Consider the following 19,770-nt stretch of genomic DNA (forward strand, 5'->3'; position numbering starts at 1 on the left):
GCTTTCCATTCGCGGAAAGCATCCGAGGCTTTGACGCTATATGGCGGGGGTGAACGGAATCCACACCACTAGCAGTCGGATCTTCTAAGGCTTCTTAGAACAGGTGTTCCTTGTAGGAATCCTTGTCGGCAATAACCATGCCGTTGCCGATGACGAGGAGGCCTTCGCCTGCACCCTTCTTCACGGAAACCTTGTTGTAGCCTTCAACGCCGAGGTCGATACCGTCCTTGACTTCCTTCTTTTCCAGAAGAAGCTTGGCAACAGCATTCATCGCCATGCCAGCCTTCTGCGGATCCCAGAAACCGATAGCCGTGATGGCGCCGGATTCCAGAAGATCAGCCGATGGGTTCGGAAGGCCAGTGCCAACGAGGCAGACCTTGCCGCTCAGACCAGCTTCGTCGATCGCGCGGCCAATGCCGAGAACGTCGTTGCCAGCCGAGCTCTGGAAGCCCTTCAGGTCAGGATGCTTGCGCAGGATTTCCTTGGCCTTTTCGTAGGTGCCGTTGGCATCGTCGAAGGATTCGTTGTTCGGGTCGACAAGCTGCATGTCCGGATACTGCTTGGCATTTTCTTCAGCCGAGCCAACCCACTGCATATGCGTACGGCTGCCGAGCGAACCAACGAAGGTCGTCCACTTGCCGCTCTTGCCCATGCACTGTGCCAGACGTTCGTTCAGGGCTTTGCCGTAGTCGGCGTTGTCGAAAGCTTCGACGTCAGCCATGGTGTTGATCTGGTTGTCGGCTTCGTGGGTCACGACAACGATGCCGCGTTCGATAGCGCGCTTGAACGTGCCTTCGAGAACAGCCGGGTCCATCGGAACGACGGCAAGCGCATTGACGCCCTTGGCGACCAGATCCTGAACGATCTGAAGCTGCTGTGCTGCGTCGGCAGTTGCCGGGCCGCTCTGGGTTGCAACCACATCCGGGTTGGCCTTCTGATAGGCTTCAACGCCGGTGTTCATGCGGTCGAACCACGGAATACCGCTGATCTTGACAACGGTTGCGATGACCGGCTTGTCCTGCGCGGCCAGCGTGCCTGCGCCGCCTGCAAGTGCAGTGGCAGCAATGAGCGTTCCAGCGAGCAGCTTCTTCGTCTTGGCTTTCATGATTTCCTCCTCAGTGAGAGTCCCTCAGTATTACCGTTTGGTGCTTGAGGGTTGAGCACCAATTGGTGCCTTGGTGCGATTGCCCAAGTTAAAGAAACTGGCGACGTCGTATCGTCCGACAGCGAGGAATGCGAGCAGCAGCAGGCCCCAGGCGAAGTCGCGGACAAAGTTGGACAGTCCACCGAAATTCAGCAGGCTCGACATGAGCTGCAAGGCGATGGCGCTCAGCACCACGCAGATGATGCGACCATAGCCACCTTCAGGCTTCACGCCCGCCATAACGACGATGAGAATGGCCACCAGCAGATAGGAGCTGCCGTAATCATATTTCACGTTGACGTTGCGTGCGGCGATGATGACGCCTGCAATGCCAGCCAAAAGGCCGCTCGTTGCATAGGTTGCAATCAGAACGCGAGCGCGGGGGAAGCCAGCGAAGACAGCTGCCTTCGGATTGGTGCCCATCAGCATCAGCCAAGCGCCGAAAGGCGTGAAGCGAACCACAGCGCCGATGAGAATGGCGACCGCAAGGAAAATCAGGAAGCTGATCGGCACGGCCAGGAACATGTCATTGCCAATGCGCGACAGAAGGTCGGGACTGCCGACCATCACGGCGCGGCCTTCTGAAACCACGACAGCAAGACCCATGAAGGCCATCTGCGTACCAAGCGTGCAGAGAATCGGCGTGATGTTGAAACGCGCAATCAGGATGCCGTTGATGATGCCGCCTGCAAGGCCGATGATCAGCGCAAGCACGATGAATGCGACGCTAAAGGCGAGCGGGTTCACGGAGGCGGACACGAAGGACGATGCAATAACCGCTGCAACCACGCCTGCCAGATTGGCAAGCGCGATGCCCGACAGATCGATGCCGCCGTTACCGGCGCACATGGCAAGCATCACGCCGATGGCAAGAAGGCCGATTTCAGGAACCTGACCAGCCATGGACTGCAAGTTGAACAGGGAGAGAAAAGACCCGCCGGAGATGTACGCGCCAAGCGCGAGCAATCCCACATTAATGACAACAAGCATGGCAAGCGGGTTGCTTGTCCTCTGCATGGTCTCCTCCTACAGCGTTTACTAAACAAAAAATTATTTCACTAAACCTATTGCTTTGCTAACGGCGATGTCAAGCGGAGTGTGCCTAATTTTTGGTTGATTTACGCAGGTTTTCAGCTTAATCGTTTTAAAAACACGGCAGTTGTGTTTACTAAACAAATAGTGTTTTATCGCCGTGCTTTCTGAGTAGCGTGGCGCAGATTTCCGAATAAGATACGCAGTGAAGAGGAATCCAGCCTGTCATTCTGGCGCTGCCAAAGCGGGTCAGTCGGGCGGGTGAGGCCTGAAGCGGCCAAATAGGGGAATGACGTGCTGATGACGGCAGCCGTGCGGAGCGTATGAAAAAGAAGAAATCTTTTACGATCAGGGATATCGCCGAGAATGCGGGTGTTTCTCCGGCCACGGTTTCGCTTGTGCTCAACGGCAAGGGCGAGATTTCGGGTGAGACGCGAGCGCGCGTTCTTGAGGCTGTCTCACGGCTGAATTATGTGCCACGCGTCACCAAAACTGGCAATGGCACAAGCGGACCGGGTGAAACCATCCGATTCCTGAAGATTTCCAAACATGGCGGCACGGTCAATCGCGATCATAGCGTCTTTGTTTCAGACTATATCGACGGCATGTCGTCGGAAGCATCCCGCCGCAATTACACGCTGGAAGTTGCCAGTTTTGAAGGGCAGCCGGTCAGCACTGTGGCGGAATCACTTGCGGGTGCGCCTGTTCGTGGTGTCATCGCGCTTGGCACCGAATTGTCGGCCGTCGATATCCACATGATACAGGGCATGGGCCTGCCTACCGTTTTCATCGACACATTTTATGATGTCGTCGAGGCCAATTTCGTGGATATGAACAATGAAGACGCCGTCTTCAAGGTCTTGTCGCACTTCAAGCAATCCGGCTTTTCCCGCATCGGCTTTGTCGCCAGCCCCACCGAGACGATGAACTTCCGTCTGCGCCGCGAAGCTTATGTGAAGAACATGCAGCGGCTCAACCTCAAGGTTCAGCCCGAGGATATCCTGTCGGTCGAATCGACCTATGAAGGCGCTTATCGCGATACGCGTGAATTGCTGAAATCCGGGCACGATCTGGCTGAATGCTATTTCTGCACCAACGACATCATTGCCTATGGCTTCATCCGGGCGCTGAAGGAAAGCGGCGTGCGTATTCCGGAAGATGTTTCGGTGATCGGCTTTGACAATCTGCCGCAAAGCGCCACCATGGAGCCGATGCTGACAACGGTTGACGTCTCCAAGCGCAAGATCGGCAATCTGGCGGTTTCGATACTCGACGATCTGATCAATGCGGCTGACAAGCAGCCCGCAGTCAAGGTGCTCGTCGGCGCTGATCTCGTGGTCAGGCAGAGCGATTCCGTTTTGTCATCCCGCAAAAGGAAGCGCCAGCAACTGGAAGCTGCTGGCGAGTAACACTCCTATTCATTCAGGGCGCTTTCATCTCCATTGATGACAGACCAGAGCCGGGAATTTTGACGGCGATGCGCAGGCGCCCCGTTTCGTCAATTTGCCTTGCCGATGAAATCGCTGGCAAAGCGCTCGGCAATGGCCTGAATGGCCGCGTGAATGGGACCAGCGGTCAGGCTCGGCAGAACGGAGCCATCCACGACATAGACATTATCCAACCCATTCAGCCGCAAATCGGGATCGACCACTGCGGCATCGTCCTTGCCCATGCGGCAGGTTCCCGATGGGTGGTGATGCGTGATCGCAGCCTTGGCGATGAAGGCGTCGATATCATCCTCGGTTTCTACCGCTCCGGGAAGAATTTCATGGTCGCGCCACCCATCCAGTTCGGGGCGATGGCCGATTTCCCGCGCTGCTGCGAGGGCAGCCCGAAACAATCGTCTGTCGTTCTCGGTCTGGAGATATTTGGGGTCGATCCTAAGGGGATCGTCCAGACCTGTGCCGGTTATGCGTATTTCACCACGGCTTGTGGGATGCGTAACGCCGAACAGGAAGGAATAGGCGCTACCCGGTGCCGGTGCCGTGAAAAGTTCCGACACTATGGGCGCAACACCGCATCCGACGACGATTTCGGGCTGGCCGTCAGCAGCAGTGCCATCGGCACGCATATAGGCCATGCTCTCCGAATGTTGCAGACGAGATGGTGCAAGTTTTTGTCTGGCAGCATAGAGATTGCCTGCGCCAAGCAGGTGATCCATCAGATTGCGGCCCAGTTCAGGTGCTTTGATACGGCAGGTCACGCCAGCCTCATGCAACACGTCTTCCGGTCCAATGCCGGAACGCATGAGAAGGGCCGGGCCTTCCAATGAACCCGCTGAAAGGATGATCTGGTCGGCGGTGATTGTGGCGGAACCTTCCGGGCCGACTATTTCAAGACCCACGACGTGGGTGTTGTCGAAATTGAGATGTCGGGTGCGGGTACCTGTCAGTATCGTCAGGTTGGGACGCGCGCGTACGCTTGGCGTCAGCCATGCTTCGGCGACCGTTACGCGTCGGCCATCACGGATCATCAGCGAGTTCGGCGTGACGCCGATCATCTGGCCGGTGCTGTGACCGGGAATGCGGGGCAGGCCAAGTGCAGCACCCGCTTCGATGAAGGCGCGGGTCAGGGGGCTGACCTCCTCGTCCGGTATCCATACCGGCATCGGGCCGCCCTTGCCGTGGATACCATCGCCGCCCAGTGCGTGGTCTTCATTTGCCATGAAGGCTTTCTGCAAGCCTTCCCAACTCCAGCGTTCATCGCCCGTCGCTTCCGCCCAGGCAGCAAAGTCGGCGGGATGGCCGCGCATGTAACCCATGGCATGCAGCAGGCTGGAGCCACCCAACGCCTTGCCGCGTGCCCAAGCGAAACTGCGACCGGCAGCACCTGGCTGCGGGACGGTATTATAATCCCAATCATAGGGGCGATGCTGGATGGCGGGCCACATGGCCGGTTTCCAGATATCGGGGTCTGTCGGCTCGCCACCGGCCTCGATCAGCACGACTTGCCGTGCCGGATCTTCGCTCAGCCGTGCGGCGAGAAGGGCGCCAGCAGAGCCGGCGCCAATGATTGCCACGTCGTATTGTGCCATGGCCTTACTTCTGATCCGCAGGAACCACGACGCCTTCCAGTGTCATGACTTCGCCATCGAGGGAGACAGAGCAATTGCGCAGCGGAATATCGAGATGGCACGGCGTATCGCGATCGCCGCCGGCTTCGGTATTCGGACCCGACGACCACAGGAAATTGCCTGCGAACGAGCGCGCATCCATACCAAGCTGTGCCTCGGGGTTGTAAAGGCCGAGCACCGTCCAGTTGGCGCGGTTTTCCAGACCCCAGCCGACATGGGCCATGGCATAGGCGCGGGGGTCATTGAAGCTGTCCATGAACTTACGCATGAACTCGGCGTCGTAACCACCCTTGATATCGACGATAAAGCCCTTCTCGATGGTGACCGTAATCGGCGCGCGAGCGTATTTCTTGAACGGCAGCAGAATGTCACCTTCGTCGATGACGATGGTGCCTTCGGCACTGCCTTCATCCGGCCAGCGGGCGGAAAAGCAGCTTGGCCAGTGGTCCCAACGGCCCGGCTCATCGGCAAGGCCATATTGCGTGAGAACCGGATATTGGCCGAGACGGCAGCGAAAATCCGTACCGGCTTTCGAGGTCACGTGCATTTCCTTGGCCGCGCCGATCTTCTTGGCGGCAGCGAGAACGCGCAGCTTGTCTTCTGGGCGCGGAATCTGGCGCATCATGATTGCCGGTGGTTCCACCGCCAGCAGCATGCGCGTGCCGGTCTTCAGCACTTCTTCCTGTTCCTTGGAAAACAGAAGCTGCAATGTGTCGATGACCATGTCGGACGCCATAAGGCAAGCCAGTGCGGCCGAATTGCCGTCGAGCGGCGTCTTGCCGATATAGCCAGACTTGTCTGGCGAAATCGCTTTTTCGGCGTTGACCGGAGCAAGGTTCAGTTCGGTGACAACCGCGCCAAGATCGGAAGCTGCAAGCTTGGCGATATAGGCGATCTGCTTGTTGCTGTCGTCACTCGTCAGAATCGTGACCTGTTCGCCAGCTTTCAGGTTGCACATTTTGAGCACCTGTCTCCAGCCCTTCAGGAACTGAGCGTCGCTGATTGACATGATATGATACCTCCATTGGGCGTATGCCCGTTTGACATTGTGGCTGCACCAGAGAGCACGTCGGCCAGTACCGATGAAGAAAGTGCTCTATCTATTTGTTATTATGAATTTTCTGGTGCAGCCTGTTCCCACTCTGTCGGGATGTGCGACAAAACAAAAGGCTAGAGCGGTTATTACGATTCAACCTCTGCTGAAACCGCTCTAGAGTGCGTTTTGGTTTGCCAGTGTGAAAAAGTTGCGGTTGTAGTGCAGTAGCGGCGATGTTTCTGGCCCGAAGCGGATTGCCTTTACATTGCCGATGAAAATCGAATGGCTGTCCGTCTCGGAAACCGTGGCGATCTCGCAATCGAGATTGGCCATGGCGTCATCAAGAGCGGGTGCACCCGTGGCAAGGCTTGTCCAGCGATAGGGCGCAAATTTGTCTTCGCCCATCTGGCCGATCTGGCCTGCGAAACGCATGGCGACTTCACGCTGGCGGTCGGCGAGAATATTGACGCAGAAGCTTCCCGCCGAGGTGATCGCCTTGTGCGCCTCACCGAAGCGATTGACGCAGACAAGCATGGAAGGCGGCGTCAGCGACATGGAGCAGACGGCAGTTGCCGTCAGGCCGCGCCGCTGATCGCCTTCACCGGCGGTGATGATGTTTACCGTCGCTGCAAGCTGACGCATGGCGGAGCGAAAATCATCGGTCAGCTGATCGGTAGCTGGCTGGATCATAGGGTGCCTCCTTTTGCAGCAAGCACGGTTTCAAGAAAGAGCGCCGCTGAGGCTAGCCGGTGGTCGGCGCCGCGCGCGCCGACAAGCTGGACGCCGACTGGCAATCCCTTCGGGCCTTTGCCTGCGGGGAGGCAGATGAGTGGCACTTGCAGGACACTCCACAGCCGGTTGAAAATCGGGTCGCCAGTTGGCGTTCCTTCCGGCGCTTCGCCCGGAGCGGCCAGCGTCAACACCGCATCGAAACGCGAGAGGATCGCGTCCATCATCAGGCGAATGCCCGGAATCTCGCCCATGGCGGCACGATAGCGCACTTCATCAACGCGACCCTGATCTTCCATCATGGCGCGGGTAACGGGTGTCAGCCGATCCCAATGGCGGCTGGTCTCGGAGACGAGTGACTGGGTGACTTCCCAGCCCATGACGGCTTCATGCAGGTCGAAAATGCCATCAAACCAGGACGGAGCGGCCAGCACGGTTACGTCTGCGCCGGATGCTTCCGCAAGGGACGCCAGCCGGTTGACGATGTCGATCGCATAGGCTTCCGCCTTTTCGAGTCGCGTGCCGAGCAGGACACCGATGCGAGGGCGCGCTGGTGCTGTGAGGGTGGCCAGTTCGGATTTGCCGGTCAGCACTGCGGCGCAATGGGCGGCATCGCCAATATTGCGGCTGAGAATGCCGAGCGTATCCAGCCCATGGCAGAGCACCTTGATCCCGACCGTGTTGATCGCCCCGAAGGTTGGCTTGAAGGCCGTCACACCACAAAAGCTTGCGGGGCGGATAACCGAACCGGAAGTTTGCGTGCCATAGGCCAGAGGCACCATGCCAGCGGCAACAGCAGCACAGGAACCGGATGACGATCCGCCCGGCGTATGGGCCGGATTGTGAGGGTTGCGGGTTTTGTTCGGGCTTGCCATGGCAAGTTCCGTGCTCACCGTCTTGCCCAGGATCAAGCCGCCTGCATTGCGGGTGATCTGCACGGCTGGCGCATCCCATGGCGGCTGAAAGCCCTCATAGATGCTCGTACCATAGCCCGTGGGCATGTCGGCTGTGTCGATGACGTCCTTGACGCCAATCGGGACGCCAGCCAGCGCTCCCTTGGCTCCAGATGCATCCATCGCATCGGCGGCGGCGCGCGCCTGCGCGGCATCAAGATGCTGCCACGCCATGACCGGGCCGTCCCTGTCCGCAATGCGTTCAAGATAGGCTTCCGTGACCGCACGGGTGGTGAGAGCACCGGAGGCTACGGCAGCAGCGATGTCGCGAGCATCAAGGGCAAGGATTTCAGAGTTGTTCATCAAACATTTCCTCAGCCGAATATGGATGGGCGCCGGTCGATCCAGGGAGCGGCGCGTTCAAGCTCCGCCGCCAGCGCAAAAAGCAGTGCGTCGTTTCCAAAACCGGCACCGAGATGCGAGCCGATGGGCAGGCCATGGGAACTCATGCCGAGTGGAACCGACATTGCTGGGCAGCCGGATGTGTTGAAAACGGCAGTGAAAGGCGAATGCGACCAGAACAGATCGTAGAATTCGTCGATGTTCTTGCCCTGACCGGCAAGCTTGCCCAAGAGCGGCGCGGGTTCTGCCGCAGCAGGGGTCAGCATGACGTCATATATGCTGAAGAACCGCCCGAGCGCTCGTGCCGAAGCGTGCAGCTGGTTGACGGCCCACAAATAGCGGGTGCCGGGTATTGCCAAGGCTTCGCGGACCCATTGCTGATTGACGGGCTCAAGCTTGGCGATGTTGGCAGAGGCTGCATCGCCACCGCTGACACCCAAGGCCACATTGACGCCGACGATGATGCGCCATGCTGCTTTCAGCGCTTCCGCGTCATAGCCTGCATCTGTAACTTCTTCGACACTGTGTCCGAGGTCTTCCAGCGACCGCGCCGTGGCGCGCACGCTGTCGACCATTTCTGGGTCTATGGGGCTGCCGTCTGGTGCAGCGACAATCATCGCGACCTTGAGGCGAGGTGGTGTTTTGTCGAGCGCCGCCAGATAGCTGCCCGGCGTGGCGGCCGGAGACGCCCATGGGTCGCCAAGATCGCTACCGCCTGTCACGTCGAGCATGGCCGCATTGTCGCGCACCGACCAGGTAACGGCGTGTGGTGTGGACATGCCGCCAATGGCTTCAGCCACAGCCGGGCCAACGGGATTGACCAACCGCGACGGCTTGAACCCGAAAAGACCGCAATGGCTGGCAGGCAGGCGTGTGGAACCCGCACCGTCCGAACTGTTGGCAAGCGGCACCATGCCGCTGGCGACAGCCGCAGTCGAGCCGCCTGACGAGCCGCCCGCCGTGCGGTTGATATCCCAAGGATTGCGGGTTGGGCCAAAGGCGTCGGATTCTGTGGTGAAGCTCAGCGCAAATTCCGGCGTATTGGACTTGCCGACAATCACCATGCCCGCCGCTTTATAGCGCGCGGTGATGGTGGAATCGCGTTTGCTGATGACATTGCGCAGCAGTTCCGACCCGCTCGACAGAAGCATGCCTTCCGCTTCGAAGCCGGTGTTCTTCAACAGCATCGGAACGCCTGAAAGCGGGCTTTTGGCCAAGCCGTCAGCGACCTGCTTGCGCGCGAGATCGTAATGCGGGTGCACGACGGCATTGAGCTGCGGGTTGAGCCGCTCGATCCGTTCGATAGTGGTTTCGAGGACTTCGCTTGCGCTGATCTCTTTGCTGGAGATCAGACCGGCAATCGCGATGCCGTCGAGTTTCGCCAGATCATTCATCGTCTCAACTCATCTGCGCTTTGAAAAGATCGAGGTCCCACATGTCTTTGGTGCCCGCCAGCAGACCGTCCTGGAACTCGAATATATGCAGGCCGTCAAGCGCGATCTGGCGTGGTTCAACATTGTCGCCGCGCGGCGTGAAGGTGCCGGTCATGTGATAGGGAACCGCAACCTGATTGCCGGAGCGGATATAGCCGCGCCGTTCCCATGCAACGTCAGGCAGCATGCGCCAGAAGCCGGTCAGCCCCTCGGCCAGAGCGGCGTGTCCCTGACGGCGTTTTGCCATGGCGACTTCCTCGTGCCAGCCATCGGCGTGATAAAGCGAAGCCGCTCCCTCGGCATCGCGCGAAGTGTAAGCGCTATAAAAGCGGTCGATAAGCGTGGACTGATCCATCGCAATCTCCAACATGTCGCGAAAGAAGAAACCCCGCCCGATTGGCATCAGGCGGGGTCGTCAGAGCTTTACTCGATCCCGGCGATCTTCTTCACCTGGGCGACATAGCCGTCGCGCTTGACTTCATTATAAAGACGGGCGCGCAGGGCCGGAGCCGGTGTGGCGTTGACGTTTTCAAACAGCGCAACGCGGCCAGCCAGCGAACCGGAGGTCATGTCCCAGATGAAATTCATCAGCTGTTCCTTGACCATGGCCGATACGCCATGTCCGGGCAGCAGTTCATGCAGGAAGTGGCCGACTTCCGGATTGTCGAACGCCTTCTTGCCAAAACGCATCACCAGACCCTGACCACACAGTTCCTGAAGGATATGGATGATCTTCGGGTAGTTTTCGATCGAATACAGGCGACCGGCGGTGAGCATGCCGACATCGGGACGCATGACATCGCCTTCGGTCGGGACAGCCAGCGCCTCGGCAGCGGTGACGAAGGCGCGGAGCGTCTGCGCATATTCGACCAGCTGGCCCAGCATCATCTGAACAGCCGGAATTTTGCCGGTGCCGAGATAATCGAGAACCATCTGGCCTGCACCGACGAACAATTCCGCCTTCACGGCGAGACGGGTGAGGACATGCCAGTGTGCAAAAACGCAGACCGGGCCGTAATAGCTCATCGCCGTCGGATCGCCGAGGTTGAAGAGCCGTTCCTTCGGTACGAAGACATTGTCAAACACGATGAACTGGTCAGCTTCTTCGCCGAGGCTCGACACCGGATGGTCGAACTTGCTCGACAATGGCTGCGAGACCATTTCACGCGAGATCATCTTGATGCCGGGCGTATCGATTGGAACCGAACCCCAGATGCAGGCATCCGCAGGAGTTTCCTGAATGCCACCGAGATTGGTGAAGAAAATATCATTGGCCTGAGCGGCAATCGAACCGACGGTCTTGGCGCCATAGATATAGACGCCGTCCTTCGTAACCTTGCGCGCCTTCAGGAGCGAGGCTTCCGAAGCCTTGGGTGAGGAACGGTCAGCCTGCGGTCCGGCGAGGCTTTCCGATGCGGTCAGATTGTTGTTCTGACCATATTCCATGTAGCGTTCGATGTTTTCAGCGAAGTCTGGATCGATGCCGTCGATCAGCGACTTCTTCTTCTTGAAGGTCGGCAGATAGGCATAGAGGCCAACAACGATGGAAGGCGCGAGATCTGGCGGACGTCCGAAAGTGCCTGCGGTCTTGAGCGAAGTATATTCGATCATGCGGCGACGTGCGGCCAGGTCTTCCTTGGTGCGCGGAATCTGCCACGAACGGCTGAGAACAGCGCCGGCCTTTTCGTCGTAATAGGTGGTGGCGTCGGCATGTTCTTCGGTGAACTGATCGTCGAACATCGAGGCCAGAAGGTCGATGCCCCTGGCCAGCGCGGGTTCGTCATAGACGGAGTTCAGTTTCGAACCGCCGACCCAGATCTGGCGGTTGTCCTTGAGGGACTCCTTATACTCCGCGCCGGTCTTCAGCCGATGCGGCGTGCTGGCTGGTTTTGTAGCTGTTCCCTGTGTCATTGGGCCTCCTATTTGCAATTGGAATCGCCGGTGTTCCCCGGTTTTATGGAGCGTTTCCGGTTATATAAATCAGGCGCTTTCGGCCTTTTCTTCACGCATTTGCCGGATCACATCCGAAGCAACGCGCATGGCGTCGAGCGCGGCAGGCACACCGCAGTAAATTGCGGCCTGAAGAATGACCTCGACGATCTCGTTTTCGGTCACGCCATTGTTCAATGCGCCGCGAACGTGGATCTTGATTTCATGCGGACGGTTCAGCGCCGTCAGCATGGCGAGGTTGAGAAAACTGCGGGTCTTGCGCTCGAGACCGGGGCGGGTCCAGATTTCACCCCAGCACCATTCGGTGACGAGCTTTTGAAGCGGTGCGGTCAGGTCATCGGCATTGGCCAGCGATGGCGCGACATAAGCCTCGCCAAGCACTTCGCGCCGAACCTTCAGCCCCTTCTGGAATTGTTCACCGTTGAATTCAGGACGAGTCATACATCTCTCCGTTAAGGTGGCAGTGCGCCAGCTTGTCCCCGTGGTTTTGTCTTTCTTATTGACCCAAGGTTAGACATGCCGGACTTGACCTGTCAATAGATTGTATGACAAGATTACGGTCATACTGTAGGCTAAGATGAAATTGTTCGGCGCATCAACGTCGAATGCGCTTGTGGGGCGGGAGGATCATGGCGGAGCCGATAACGGGATCTGACGGGGAAATAGCGCCCTTCGAGCTTTATGCCTTGCGTTACGCCACCCATGGCGGACGGACAATCAAAGACAATTTTCTGCATGTTTCGGATCCGCATGAGTCGGGTGCCGATCTCGACTATTTCGTCTGGCTTGCCCGACGCGGTGACGAGGTTTTCGTCATCGATACCGGCTTCGGACAGGATGCTGCCGATGCGCGGGGGAGAACCTTGCTGCGAAAGCCGGTGGATGCGCTGGCACTTCTCGGTGTGGATGCAGACAAAGTGTCCCAGGTCGTGCTGACGCATCTCCACTACGATCATGCGGGAACGCTTGGTGATTTCCCGGCTGCGCATTTTCATTTGCAGGTTGATGAGGCGGGCCACGCGACCGGCCCCTGCATGTGCGACCCGAAAGCGCGTGCTCCTTTCGATGTTGAAAACATTGTCGCCTATATCCGCAGCCTTTATGCGGGCAGGATCGAGTTTCACCGGGGCGACCGGGAACTTTCGCCCGGATTCTGGCTTCATGCTGTGCCGGGCCACAGCGCCGGTTTGCAGGCGGTTCGCGTCTATACCGCGCGGGGTTGGGTAGTCCTGGCTTCCGATGCAACGCATTTTTACGCCAATGTGGAGCATCGCAATCCGTTTCCCGTGCTCTACGATGAAGCCTCTCTTATTCGCGGCTATGCACGGCTGACCGAACTGGCGCCAAGCCTCGATCACATTGTTCCGGGCCACGATCCGGCGGTTATGCAGGCCTATTCAGCACCTTCGGCAGAACTGGAGGGGATCGTCGTTCGGCTTGATGTCGCCCCAAGTTTGACGTGGGAGGAGCTGGCGCGATGACGCTTGCAACAGGACGTGGTGTTCTGATTACCGGTTCGGCCTTTGGTCTCGGGCTGGAACTGACCCGCAGTTTTGCAAAGGCCGGAGATCGTGTGTTTCTGACCGATGTTCTGCCCGAAGTAAGCGATGCCGCGACGGCGCTGAGCCGCGAAACAGGCCAGCCGGTCGGCTCATCGGTGATCGATCTGTCTGAAACCGGGGCAGCCGATCATCTTGCAGCCATTGCAACCGAACAGTTGGGCGGGATCGATATTCTGGTCAACAATGCGGTTATCCGCAAAATGTCGCCGGTGCAGGCGCTGGCCGATTCCGATTGGGACAAGGCGCTGGAGGTCAATCTGTCTGCTCCTTTCCGTCTGATTCGCGCCTGTCTGCCGGGCATGCAGGCCCGGGGTTGGGGGCGGATCGTCAATATGGCGTCGGTTTACAGTCTCATCGCGCTGGCCGGTCGTGCGGATTATGTCACCACCAAACACGCAATGATCGGCCTGACGCGGACGGTCGCGCTGGAGCTGGCCTCAACCGCGATCACCTGCAACGCGATCTGCCCCGGGCTGATGGCAACCGATTCCGCCCTTGGCCGCATTGAAGTGCTGGCCGCAGAAAAGGGCATCAGCACTGAAGAGGCGACGCGTCTTTTCCTTTCCACCCGTCAGCCGGGTGGCAAATTTATTCCGATGGAGACGGTGACCGCCTTGGCGCTGTTCCTTTGCGGCGCTGCCAGCGAAGGAATCAACGGTGCGGCGATACCGGTGGATAATGGCTGGTCGTTTGCCTGATGGCGCGACCGCGATAACAGGAGAGTGGAATGAGTGAAGTCGGTTTTGTCGGCCTTGGCAATATGGGGCGCCCAATGGCGGAGCGCATCATCGGCGCAGGCTACAAGCTTGCCGTGAATGACCGCGCCGAAGCGGCGGTGGCCGCATTGGTTGCCGCAGGGGCGGAAGAGGCTGGCACCATCGGCGAATTGACCGCGCGCGCAGAGACGATCTTCCTGTCTTTGCCGACGCCCGAGGTGGTGATCGCTGTCGGACGCAGTATTGCGGCCAATCCCGGCGTGGTGAAACGCGTCGTCGATCTGTCGACCACCGGGCCGAAGGCCGAGATGGATCTGGCTGAAATATTGTCGGCTGCGGGCATTGCCCTGATTGATAGTCCGGTTTCGGGCGGCGTCGCAGGTGCCAAGAAGGGAACGCTTGCGCTTATGGCTGCTGGTCCTTCGGCGCATTTTTCGGTCGTGGAGCCGATGCTACTCGCGCTCGGCAAGGTGATCGGTGTCGCCGAAGAGCCGGGCAAGGCGCAGGTGATGAAGCTGATCAATAATATCTGCTCGGCTGCTGCATTGGCGATCACGTCAGAAGCCATGGTAATGGGTGCCAAGGCCGGTCTCGACGCAGATGTCATGATCGAAGTCCTGAATGCCGGTTCCGGTCGCACCTCCGCGAGCGCCGATAAAATCCCACGCTTCGTGCTGCCGCGCGGTTTCGATTTCGGTTTTGCAATTGGCTTGTCGCTCAAGGATATCCGTTTGTGCCTCGAAGAAGCCGAACGGCTCGGTGTGCCGATGATGGTGGGCAATGCGGTGCGCATGCTCTTCTCGATCACCAAGGCCGATCTCGGTGCGGATGCCGACATGACCGCCATCATTCGCCCGCTCGAGAAGTGGGCAGGTGCCGAAGTGCGCGGCAAAGCTGCTGGCGCATAACATGAAGGGTTTAAGCCTCACTCTGGCGGAGTTTGTCCATGCTCCGCCAGCTTTGCCTGAAGCAGTGCGCGCTGCGGGACGGCGCTCATTGCTCAATATGGTCGGTACGGCCATAGGCGGCTCGAACGAAGCAGCGACACAAAAGCTGGTGGCCATGCTGCCAGCTTTTTCTGGACCGGCGAAAGCGAGCATCATTGGCCGTTCCGAGCGAGCTGACATGCTTTGGGCGGCCTATATCAATGCCGCTTCCGCCAATATTTTCGACTTTGACGACACGCATGTGCCGACAGTTATCCATCCATCGGCACCGGTCGCGCCAGCTATTCTGGCGCTGGCCGAAGCCATGGCCGGGGAAGGGCGTCCGGTATCGGGCGCCGATCTGATTGAGGCTTTCGTGCTCGGTGCGGAAGTGACGTGCCGGTTGGGCAATGCTCTTCATCCGGTTCATTATGCGCGCGGCTGGCACATTACCTCCACCTGCGGGACATTTGGTGCCGCACTGGCGACGGGTCGACTGCTGGGGCTTTCACCGTCGCAACTCGTCGATGCGCTGGGCCATGCTCTGGCTCAGGCATCCGGCTCGGTCGAAACACTGGGCACCATGTCCAAAAGCCTTTCCGTAGGGCAGGCGGCGCGATCAGGCCTGATGTCGGCCTTGCTGGCTGCCGACGGATATACCGGCCCCGCGGAGCCGCTGGAGGGTGCGCGCGGCTTTCTGGCCCTGCATTCCGATACGCCAGACTTTGATGCGCTGACCGGCGGACTTGGCAGCGACTGGGAAATTTTGAAGAACACATTCAAGCCCTATCCATGCGGTGTGGTGCTCAATCCGGTGATTGAAGCTTGCCTTGAACTTCACGGTGAAGGCGGTCTGCGGGTCGATGCCATTACCTCTGTAACACTGACCGGCCACCCGCTGCTCCGCCAGCGCACGGATAGGCCCGGCGTTACCACCGGGCGGCTGGCGCAGGTTAGCGCCCAACACGCCGTTGCGGTCAGCTTGCTGTGGGGCAAGGCCGATCTGGCAGCATTCTCAGATGCTGCCGTAGCTGATCCCGAACTGAAGGCGCTGGGTGAAAAACTATCCTTCGTCGACGATCCGTCGTTTTCATTCGAGGCGGTCGAGGTTTGCGTTCTGCTTGAGGATGGGCGCAAACTGGTGCGCAGGATCGATGGCGCCAAGGGTGGGCTGGCTCATCCAATGAGCAACGCCGAACTGGCGCAGAAATTCAAGGCGCAGATCGACTGGCGCGGAACTGCAATCGACGGCGAGGCGCTGATCGCTGCCCTTGAAGGGATAGAGAAGACCGCCGACGCCACGTCATTTCTCAGCCTGGCGCGAGCCAGATAGCGCATCGACATAAAAGCATAAGCAAGGGAGAACGAAATGAATGCAGGAAAAATTGCCGACCCGATTTTTACGCTGACCACCGGTCCCGTCGATGCCTATCCGGCTGTATTGCGGGCCCTGTCGCGACCGGTTCTCTATGATTACGATCCGGCATTTCTTGCGTTCTACGAGGCTGTAAATGCCAAGGTGCAGCGCGTGTTTCACACCAAAACACCGCCGGTTATCCTGCATGGAGAGCCTGTTCTTGGGCTGGAAGCGGCAGCCGCTTCGCTGATCACCAGAAACGATGTGGTGCTCAATCTCGTTTCGGGCGTCTACGGAAAAGGCTTCGGCTTCTGGGCTGCGCGCTATGCCAAGGAAGTGGTCGAGCTGGAAGTGCCCTATAATGAGGTGCTGACCGCCGAAACAGTGGCTGATTTCCTCAAAAATCGTCCTGATGTTGCGGTTGTGTCGATCTGCCACCACGATACGCCATCCGGTACGGTCAATCCGGTCGCTGAAATCGGAGCGGTCGTTCAGGCTGAGGGCAAATTGTTCATCGTCGATTCCGTATCGGCATTCGGCGGTATGGATGTGCTGCCTGAAACGGCGCATGCCGATATGTTCGTGACCGGTCCGAACAAGTGTCTCGGTTGCCCGCCCGGGCTGACACTCCTGCATGTCAGCGAAAAGGCCTGGGAGAAAATCGCCGCCAATCCCAATGCGCCGAAAGCTTCCATCCTGTCGATCATTGATTGGAAGCGTGCCCATGAAGCACACAAGCCCTTCCCATTCACACCATCTGTTTCCGAAATCAACGCGCTGGATGCGGCGCTCGATCTCTATCTGGAAGAGGGCGAACAGGCCGTCTGGGCGCGCCATGCATGGACTGCCAAAGCCTGCCGCGCAGGCATTCAGGCAGCCGGTCTCAAACTTTGGGCTGCACGGGAAGAGATCGCATCGCCGACCTGTACGGCTGTGGCAATCCCGGAAGGGGTGGATGAGGCGAAATTGCGGGCGGCAATCCGCGACCGCTATGGAGTTGTCTTTTCGTCAGGGCGCGGGGAAACGCTCGGCAAACTGACCCGCATCGGACATATGGGGCCGACAGCACGTCCGACCTATTCGCTCGTCTCGGTTGCTGCCATTGCAGGCGGTCTTAAGGCGGCAGGTGTGCCAAATATCGACGTTGGCGCAGGTGTTGCGGCGGCGATGGCGGTGATTGAAGAGGCACCCGCTTAACGTTCTGCACCTAAAACGGGCAGGGAGAACAAGGGGATGCTTTCAAAAAGTGCAGTTATCGTATAGTAATACGGTAATATGCCCGCTTTTCGCTTATGGGGCGCAAACTTATGGCGATATTGATGAACGGAAAAAACCCACCTATTGATTTCAAAGTGATAAAGGCCGCTGCACCTGTCCGTCATAGCGTTACGGAAAGTATCCGTAACTCTATCGCGATTGGGTATTTCACCGCCGGACAGCGCATCACGGAACGTGATCTGTGCGAAATGACTGGCGTGAGCCGCACGGCTGTGCGCGAGGCGCTGCGTCAGCTGGAGAGTGAAGGCCTTGTGGAAGTGGTGCCGCATCGCGGCCCGATCGTCGCGCGGCTGAAGCCCGAACAGGCCGAGGGCATCTATCAGGTGCGTATCGAACTGGAAGGTCTCGCCTGCGAACTGTTCGCCCAAAATGCGACTGATGACGACATTGCAGCTCTGAAGGCAGCATTCGAAGTGCTGAAGAACAGCGACAAGATCACGGATCCTTTGGAGCGGCTGACGGCCAAAAACGCCTTCTATGACTGCCTGATCTACGGTGCGCATAATGAGGCGCTGGGGCATACACTGTCGTCACTGAACGCCCGCGTCATGGTTCTCCGCGCAACGTCGCTCGGCGCACCGGGTAGAACGCGCGAAAGCCTCACCGAGCTGGAAGAGGTCGTTGGCCATCTGGCAGCCAGACGCGGCAAGGAAGCCCGCAAGGCGGCGGCTTATCACGTCATGAACGCAGGCAAAGTCGCAATCGCTATTCTGCGCGAGCGGCTGGCCGAAGAGGCCAGCGCTTCTTAAACCGAAAGTTCGGCGCCGGGATCATATTCCCGGCGTCGCACCACCGTCGACATTGATGACCGTGCCATGCACATAGGCAGCCGCAGGGCTGCAAAGAAAGCGCACGACGTCGGCAACTTCTTCTGCTTCTCCATAGCGCTGGATGCCTTGCGCGTCACGTAGCGCATCGCGTGCTGCGTCCAGAGAAATATTCCGTTCCTTCGCCAGCACTTCGATACGACGTAGCAGCCGGTCGGTCACGATATGGCCGGGGCAGAGCGTATTGATCCGCATGCCGGTGCCTTGGGCGCGCTTTGAAATCGCCTTTGTAAAATTGATCAGGGCTGAGTTGACCGAGCCGCCAATCGTGAAGTCGGGCTCGGGCGTATGCGCGCCGACGCCCGATATATTCACAATGCTGCCTTTGCTCTCGACAAGGGCTGGCCACGCGGCCCGACAGAAACGCACGGTGGCATGAAATTTGAGCGCAAAGCCTTCCAGAAAGTCATCATCGCTCAGCGACAGAAAGTCGCCGCGCTTGGTCGCGCCTGCATTGTTGATCAGCGCATCGATCCGTCCGGTGACGGCGAGCGTATCGGCGACAACTTTTTCAGCTGCACCCGGTTGTGAAAGATCGGCGGCAATGACCACGACCTCCGGCGCACCAGCGGCGCGTGCAGCCTCCGCAGTCTCTTCCAGAGCTGCCGCATCACGGGCGCAAAGACCAAGTGCGAACCCGTCTTTTGCCAGTCCGATAGCGAAGGCTTTCCCCAATCCGCGGCTCGCTCCGGTAACAATTGCTGTGCGCATTTTCTCTCTCTTATGAATGCTGATCTGCGGCCTATTTTAAAATTTTCCTTTATATCCAAATGGATGCAAGGATTTTCTGCAAATTCACCGCTAGTCGATTTTCAATATTGTATTACGGTATGATCATGCTATCGTATTCTCGCACTGTCAATCGGGGTGAGGTTCATGCGCAGCAGAGATCTTTCGGTGATCTGCGTTTCGGACCCGCTTCGTTCCAAATGGAGGGGTCAGATGCGAGGCTGTAACAGATTGGCAATTCGCCCAATCCAGGGCTTGGTCGAGCGCCGCTATGGGGCGGCGCATCGGGTTGCCTTGACGCCTGCCTCGCAGCGCAGATGCACCGGTTCCGGCGTCACGCCTGCGCGGCGCTCCATCGGAATTTCGGCGCGTGTTGCCCAGTCATCGCCCTTGTGCCCGCACCAGATGCGCTGCACGGCCATCTTGTCGCCGACCGAGTTCAACTGGAAGACATTGCCTGTCTTCACATCGACACCAAAGCTGAATGAACGGCTAGCGCCGGGTGCAACTTCGCCAAGATCGGCGGAGAACCAGTGCGCGAAAGCAGCCGAACATGCCAGTGAAGTCTTTCCACTGTTCTCGACCGTAATGTCGAGCGACTGGCCGCTGATGGCGGCCTGCGCGGTGTTTAGTCCAAGAAGTGCTGTAGCAAGAAAGGTAAGGTGAATTCGCATTTTCAAACT

At 58.6% G+C, this 19,770-nt stretch carries 19 protein-coding genes; 7 read left to right on the top strand and 12 right to left on the bottom strand.

The window, feature by feature from the left end; all coding sequences use genetic code 11:
- Window positions 1-94 precede the first annotated feature (94 nt).
- Together ACTJKP_RS12670 and ACTJKP_RS12675 are read right to left on the bottom strand one after the other, a co-directional pair.
- Window positions 95-1,105 carry a substrate-binding domain-containing protein gene (locus tag ACTJKP_RS12670; RefSeq protein ID WP_078339163.1) on the bottom strand — a complete coding sequence of 337 codons (1,011 nt, stop codon included), beginning with the start codon at window positions 1,103-1,105 and terminating at the stop codon, window positions 95-97.
- A 30-nt stretch (window positions 1,106-1,135) separates the two neighbouring features.
- Window positions 1,136-2,161: an ABC transporter permease gene (locus ACTJKP_RS12675; protein WP_440630906.1), complete on the bottom strand. Its 1,026-nt coding sequence runs from the start codon at window positions 2,159-2,161 to the stop codon at window positions 1,136-1,138.
- A gap of 338 nt (window positions 2,162-2,499) precedes the next feature.
- On the opposite strand from ACTJKP_RS12675, the gene ACTJKP_RS12680 reads away from it, so the two are divergent.
- Window positions 2,500-3,585 carry a LacI family DNA-binding transcriptional regulator gene (locus ACTJKP_RS12680; protein ID WP_440630907.1) on the top strand — a complete coding sequence of 362 codons (1,086 nt, stop codon included), beginning with the start codon at window positions 2,500-2,502 and terminating at the stop codon, window positions 3,583-3,585.
- Between the two features lie 89 nt (window positions 3,586-3,674).
- Here the strand turns inward: ACTJKP_RS12680 and ACTJKP_RS12685 are convergent, their stop codons facing one another.
- The 8 genes from ACTJKP_RS12685 to ACTJKP_RS12720 form a co-directional block, all read right to left on the bottom strand.
- The gene (locus tag ACTJKP_RS12685; protein WP_440630908.1) at window positions 3,675-5,210 is read right to left on the bottom strand and encodes a GMC family oxidoreductase; all 1,536 of its coding nucleotides are present in this window, start codon (window positions 5,208-5,210) and stop codon (window positions 3,675-3,677) included.
- Between the two features lie 4 nt (window positions 5,211-5,214).
- Window positions 5,215-6,258, bottom strand: a complete 1,044-nt coding sequence (locus ACTJKP_RS12690) for a 2,5-dihydroxypyridine 5,6-dioxygenase (protein ID WP_440630909.1) — start codon at window positions 6,256-6,258, stop codon at window positions 5,215-5,217.
- A 201-nt stretch (window positions 6,259-6,459) separates the two neighbouring features.
- Window positions 6,460-6,975, bottom strand: a complete 516-nt coding sequence (locus tag ACTJKP_RS12695) for a flavin reductase family protein (protein ID WP_138783643.1) — start codon at window positions 6,973-6,975, stop codon at window positions 6,460-6,462.
- A complete protein-coding gene (locus tag ACTJKP_RS12700; RefSeq protein ID WP_440630910.1) occupies window positions 6,972-8,270 on the bottom strand; it encodes an amidase in 1,299 nt (432 codons plus the stop codon). Before ACTJKP_RS12700 ends, ACTJKP_RS12695 begins: the two co-directional genes overlap by 4 nt.
- An 11-nt stretch (window positions 8,271-8,281) precedes the next feature.
- A complete protein-coding gene (locus ACTJKP_RS12705; RefSeq protein WP_440630911.1) occupies window positions 8,282-9,703 on the bottom strand; it encodes an amidase in 1,422 nt (473 codons plus the stop codon).
- Between the two features lie 4 nt (window positions 9,704-9,707).
- Entirely contained in the window at window positions 9,708-10,097 is a 390-nt protein-coding gene (locus ACTJKP_RS12710) for a nuclear transport factor 2 family protein (RefSeq protein ID WP_162762629.1), read from the bottom strand.
- Between the two features lie 68 nt (window positions 10,098-10,165).
- Window positions 10,166-11,653: a 4-hydroxyphenylacetate 3-hydroxylase N-terminal domain-containing protein gene (locus ACTJKP_RS12715; protein WP_440630912.1), complete on the bottom strand. Its 1,488-nt coding sequence runs from the start codon at window positions 11,651-11,653 to the stop codon at window positions 10,166-10,168.
- Between the two features lie 69 nt (window positions 11,654-11,722).
- The gene (locus ACTJKP_RS12720) at window positions 11,723-12,133 is read right to left on the bottom strand and encodes a carboxymuconolactone decarboxylase family protein (protein ID WP_121539385.1); all 411 of its coding nucleotides are present in this window, start codon (window positions 12,131-12,133) and stop codon (window positions 11,723-11,725) included.
- Window positions 12,134-12,321: 188 nt separating this feature from the next.
- Here ACTJKP_RS12720 and ACTJKP_RS12725 point away from each other — a divergent pair, with 188 nt between their 5' ends.
- The 6 genes from ACTJKP_RS12725 to ACTJKP_RS12750 all read left to right on the top strand — a co-directional run bounded on the left by ACTJKP_RS12725 (window position 12,322) and on the right by ACTJKP_RS12750 (window position 18,280).
- Window positions 12,322-13,173, top strand: a complete 852-nt coding sequence (locus tag ACTJKP_RS12725; RefSeq protein ID WP_440630913.1) for an N-acyl homoserine lactonase family protein — start codon at window positions 12,322-12,324, stop codon at window positions 13,171-13,173.
- Entirely contained in the window at window positions 13,170-13,952 is a 783-nt protein-coding gene (locus tag ACTJKP_RS12730; RefSeq protein ID WP_440630914.1) for an SDR family oxidoreductase, read from the top strand. Before ACTJKP_RS12725 ends, ACTJKP_RS12730 begins: the two co-directional genes overlap by 4 nt.
- 29 nt (window positions 13,953-13,981) lie before the next feature.
- A complete protein-coding gene (locus ACTJKP_RS12735; RefSeq protein ID WP_440630915.1) occupies window positions 13,982-14,878 on the top strand; it encodes an NAD(P)-dependent oxidoreductase in 897 nt (298 codons plus the stop codon).
- A gap of 1 nt (window position 14,879) precedes the next feature.
- Window positions 14,880-16,229, top strand: a complete 1,350-nt coding sequence (locus ACTJKP_RS12740) for an MmgE/PrpD family protein (protein ID WP_440630916.1) — start codon at window positions 14,880-14,882, stop codon at window positions 16,227-16,229.
- Window positions 16,230-16,265: 36 nt separating this feature from the next.
- Window positions 16,266-17,450: a pyridoxamine--pyruvate transaminase gene (gene ppaT, locus ACTJKP_RS12745; protein WP_440630917.1), complete on the top strand. Its 1,185-nt coding sequence runs from the start codon at window positions 16,266-16,268 to the stop codon at window positions 17,448-17,450.
- 122 nt (window positions 17,451-17,572) lie between these two features.
- Window positions 17,573-18,280, top strand: coding sequence for a GntR family transcriptional regulator (locus tag ACTJKP_RS12750; RefSeq protein WP_210238404.1), 708 nt, complete (start codon window positions 17,573-17,575; stop codon window positions 18,278-18,280).
- A gap of 21 nt (window positions 18,281-18,301) precedes the next feature.
- Here the strand turns inward: ACTJKP_RS12750 and ACTJKP_RS12755 are convergent, their stop codons facing one another.
- Both ACTJKP_RS12755 and ACTJKP_RS12760 read right to left on the bottom strand, forming a co-directional pair.
- Complete coding sequence (locus ACTJKP_RS12755) at window positions 18,302-19,069, bottom strand: SDR family oxidoreductase (RefSeq protein WP_440630918.1); 768 nt, start codon at window positions 19,067-19,069, stop codon at window positions 18,302-18,304.
- A 287-nt stretch (window positions 19,070-19,356) separates the two neighbouring features.
- A complete protein-coding gene (locus ACTJKP_RS12760) occupies window positions 19,357-19,761 on the bottom strand; it encodes a hypothetical protein (protein WP_078339143.1) in 405 nt (134 codons plus the stop codon).
- Window positions 19,762-19,770 lie beyond the last annotated feature (9 nt).

This window comes from Brucella sp. 22210 (genome assembly GCF_052045675.1).
In the GTDB taxonomy this organism is placed as follows: Bacteria; Pseudomonadota; Alphaproteobacteria; order Rhizobiales; family Rhizobiaceae; genus Brucella.

Coding starts and splice junctions, on each gene's coding strand:
- ACTJKP_RS12670 (WP_078339163.1), bottom strand. CDS start 1,105: ATGAAAGCCAAGACGAAGAAGCTGCTCGCTGGAACGCTCATTGCTGCC.
- ACTJKP_RS12675 (WP_440630906.1), bottom strand. CDS start 2,161: ATGCAGAGGACAAGCAACCCGCTTGCCATGCTTGTTGTCATTAATGTG.
- ACTJKP_RS12680 (WP_440630907.1), top strand. CDS start 2,500: ATGAAAAAGAAGAAATCTTTTACGATCAGGGATATCGCCGAGAATGCG.
- ACTJKP_RS12685 (WP_440630908.1), bottom strand. CDS start 5,210: ATGGCACAATACGACGTGGCAATCATTGGCGCCGGCTCTGCTGGCGCC.
- ACTJKP_RS12690 (WP_440630909.1), bottom strand. CDS start 6,258: ATGTCAATCAGCGACGCTCAGTTCCTGAAGGGCTGGAGACAGGTGCTC.
- ACTJKP_RS12695 (WP_138783643.1), bottom strand. CDS start 6,975: ATGATCCAGCCAGCTACCGATCAGCTGACCGATGATTTTCGCTCCGCC.
- ACTJKP_RS12700 (WP_440630910.1), bottom strand. CDS start 8,270: ATGAACAACTCTGAAATCCTTGCCCTTGATGCTCGCGACATCGCTGCT.
- ACTJKP_RS12705 (WP_440630911.1), bottom strand. CDS start 9,703: ATGAATGATCTGGCGAAACTCGACGGCATCGCGATTGCCGGTCTGATC.
- ACTJKP_RS12710 (WP_162762629.1), bottom strand. CDS start 10,097: ATGGATCAGTCCACGCTTATCGACCGCTTTTATAGCGCTTACACTTCG.
- ACTJKP_RS12715 (WP_440630912.1), bottom strand. CDS start 11,653: ATGACACAGGGAACAGCTACAAAACCAGCCAGCACGCCGCATCGGCTG.
- ACTJKP_RS12720 (WP_121539385.1), bottom strand. CDS start 12,133: ATGACTCGTCCTGAATTCAACGGTGAACAATTCCAGAAGGGGCTGAAG.
- ACTJKP_RS12725 (WP_440630913.1), top strand. CDS start 12,322: ATGGCGGAGCCGATAACGGGATCTGACGGGGAAATAGCGCCCTTCGAG.
- ACTJKP_RS12730 (WP_440630914.1), top strand. CDS start 13,170: ATGACGCTTGCAACAGGACGTGGTGTTCTGATTACCGGTTCGGCCTTT.
- ACTJKP_RS12735 (WP_440630915.1), top strand. CDS start 13,982: ATGAGTGAAGTCGGTTTTGTCGGCCTTGGCAATATGGGGCGCCCAATG.
- ACTJKP_RS12740 (WP_440630916.1), top strand. CDS start 14,880: ATGAAGGGTTTAAGCCTCACTCTGGCGGAGTTTGTCCATGCTCCGCCA.
- ppaT (WP_440630917.1), top strand. CDS start 16,266: ATGAATGCAGGAAAAATTGCCGACCCGATTTTTACGCTGACCACCGGT.
- ACTJKP_RS12750 (WP_210238404.1), top strand. CDS start 17,573: ATGAACGGAAAAAACCCACCTATTGATTTCAAAGTGATAAAGGCCGCT.
- ACTJKP_RS12755 (WP_440630918.1), bottom strand. CDS start 19,069: ATGCGCACAGCAATTGTTACCGGAGCGAGCCGCGGATTGGGGAAAGCC.
- ACTJKP_RS12760 (WP_078339143.1), bottom strand. CDS start 19,761: ATGCGAATTCACCTTACCTTTCTTGCTACAGCACTTCTTGGACTAAAC.